Genomic DNA, 2,759 nt, shown 5'->3' with positions numbered 1-2,759 from the left:
CTCGGCATTCCCTGGCGCGGCGGCGTCGCCGTGCTGGGGCGCAACGGTGCCGGCAAGACCACGCTGATGAAGACCATCGTCGGCGAGCTGCCGGCGTGGAAGGGCGAGGTCGCCTTCGACGGCCGCGACATCAGCCGCCGCCGTACCGAAGAGCGCGTGCGCGCCGGCATCGGTTACGTGCCGCAGGAGCATTCGGTGTTCGCGCGCCTGTCGGTGCGCGACAATCTCGCCGTCGGCTCGCTCGCGAGCAAGAACGCCGACATGGTCGACCGCGTGCTGACGATCTTCCCCAAGCTCGGCCAGCGCCTCGACCAGCCCGCCGGCACGCTCTCCGGCGGCGAGCGCAAGATGCTGGCGATCGGCCGCGCCATGCTCGGCGAACCGAAACTGCTGCTGCTGGATGAGCCGACCGAAGGCGTCTGGATCGGCGTGATCGAGGAAATCACCGAGCGCCTGATCGAGCTCGCCAAGGAGATCGCCGTCATCATCGTCGAGCAGCACCTCGACCTCGCGCTCCGCGTCGCCGATTACGCCTACGTGCTGGACCGCGGAAGGGTCGCGCTACAGGGCGCGGCGGGTGAGGTGAGGGGGAACCCGGAGCTGCTGCGATATCTGGCGCCGTAGGGGACGCAGCTCGCCTTTGAGGCAGGCGCGACACTCTCGCCCCGACCTCAACTGTCATACCCCGCGAAGGCGGGGCATCCAGTACGCCGCAGCTTCTCGATCGATAACGACCGCCTCTGGAATACTGGATTCCCCGCCTTCGTGGGGAATGACGACGTCGGGCTTGGATGGAGCCGAGAGTAACGCGCGGAGTTGCCGCCGCCCTACTTCACCGCGGAAAACCGGCTGTCGAACGAGTTCGCCGGCACGACGGGTGCGGCACCCGCGAACTGCGCACTGCTCGTTTCAGCAGCGCCATCCGACACCGAGGGCTTCAGCGCCGGCCGCGTCGCGGCGAGGCGCGTGTCCGGCTTTACCGGCTCGGGCGGCTTCACGGCGACGACTGACTTCGGCGCCTGGGGCTGCGGGGCGGGCTTGGCGGCGGCGACTGCCGGCTTGGCGGGCGCGGCTGGCGCTGCTGCGGCCGGCGGCGGGGCCGAGGCGGTGGCCGTGGTGTCGGCGGTGCCCATGCCCATCTTGCGGGCGAGGCCGGAGAAGAAGCCGCCGGATTTCTCGGCCGGCTGAGCTGCGGCGACGCGGGTGTTGGCGGCGGGCGCGGCGACGGCGACGACCGGCTCCTCCTGCGGCGCAGAGGCTGCGGCCGCATCGAGATTCGGCTTGGGCGGATTGACGTGTCCGGGAATCGTGCCGGGCGCCTTCGACATCGCCAGCATCTGCAGCGTGTTGCCCTCGGCGCCTTCGGACAGGCCGGTCGAGCCTTCCGGAATCTTCGCGGCGAAGATCTTGTTCATGCCGCCGTCGATGCCGGTGTTCATGCGCGCCACCGGCGTGCCGCGGGAGACCAGCTTGGCGTATTCGGCCTCGTCCTTCGCCTGCTTCTCGCGCACGGCGCTGGCGACGTCCTCGGGGACCACATAGGCCGGGCATTTTGCCGAGGCATCAAACACCGGATCACGCTTGGCGTCGGGCGCCTTTGCCGCGTCGAAAACGTATTTCCGCTCGCAGAAATCGACCTTCGGCTCCTGCCGCGTCACCTCGAAATGATCGTAGCCTTCCTTGATCATCTTCCAGAAGGCCATGTTCGGATTGTTGCGGTGCTTGGCCATGTTCACCGGCGTCATCTTGAACGGATAGGCCTGGAGCTGGAACGCCTTCTGGCCGCCGAAGAACGACTCGCGGCCGAGCGAGTAGATCTCCGCGATCTGCTCGTCCGTCATCGCGTAGCAGCCGCGCGACGAACAGTCGCCGTGCACCATCAGCTGCGAGCCGGTGCGGCCGAGCGCCTTGTCGAACGCGTTCGGGTAGCCGGTGTTGAACGACAGGTAATAGGCCGATTGCGGATTCATCTGGCCGGGGTTGATCGAATAGAAACCCTCTGGCGCCTGGCGGTCGCCTTCGCGCACCTTCGGGCCGAGATCGCCGGACCAGCGGCAGATCGGATAGGTCTTGAGCAGCGCGAACTGGCCCGAGCGGGTCTGCTTCCAGACCTCGAGCTCGGCCTCCTGCTTGAACAGGCGCACCAGGATCGGCGATTGCAGGTCCATGTCCTTCTCGACCATCGCGGCGAGAAGCTTTGGCGGCACCGGCTGGTTGGCCTTGGCGTTGGTCGCGAGCGAGACCTGGTCGGTGTCGCAGCCGGCCAGCAGGACACTGGCCGTCAGCAGCGCAACCGAAGCCACAAGCGCGCGAGCAAGCGAACGAGAAATCAAGATGGACCCCACACCGTGCCGGGCAAGTCGCGCGAACCCCAATCTTGGAGCATGGCCTGACCGGACATCCGGACCCGTCGTGACGGCTTTCGTCGAGACGGGCTTTTCGAGACCAAACCCCAGCGCTTATGCCCTGAAGCCATTGATTAAAATTCTAACCTCTGGGTCATGACGTCGCAACCCGAGCGGGGATCACGAGCCCGTTGGCCCATCGGCATGGTCAACAGAGACTAAACCTGGACGCTACCTCGGCCCTTACGCTGGGCCTTACTTGGGACGCTACTTGGGCCATCCGGCCGAATTGGGACTGAGATCGCTGATTTGGGCAAAAAAAGGGTTAATGCGGGGTTACCGGGGGCGTGGGGGAGGTCTGCCGGGGCATCAAACTCGCTGTCGTCCTGGCGAAAGCCAGGACCCATAACCCCA

The 2,759-nt window shown here is 66.5% G+C and carries 2 protein-coding genes; one reads left to right on the top strand and one right to left on the bottom strand.

What is annotated here, in order from left to right; all coding sequences use genetic code 11:
• A partial coding sequence (locus ACXJL8_RS38415; protein ID WP_456686748.1) for an ABC transporter ATP-binding protein occupies positions 1-624 on the top strand: 624 nt, incomplete at its 5' end.
• Positions 625-827: 203 nt separating this feature from the next.
• Here ACXJL8_RS38415 and ACXJL8_RS38410 read toward each other — a convergent pair.
• Positions 828-2,333: a L,D-transpeptidase family protein gene (locus tag ACXJL8_RS38410; protein WP_456620039.1), complete on the bottom strand. Its 1,506-nt coding sequence runs from the start codon at positions 2,331-2,333 to the stop codon at positions 828-830.
• Positions 2,334-2,759: the final 426 nt, after the last annotated feature.

It is taken from the genome of Bradyrhizobium sp. P5_C11_2 (genome assembly GCF_054049755.1).
This window is presented reverse-complemented; position numbering and strand designations above follow the sequence as displayed.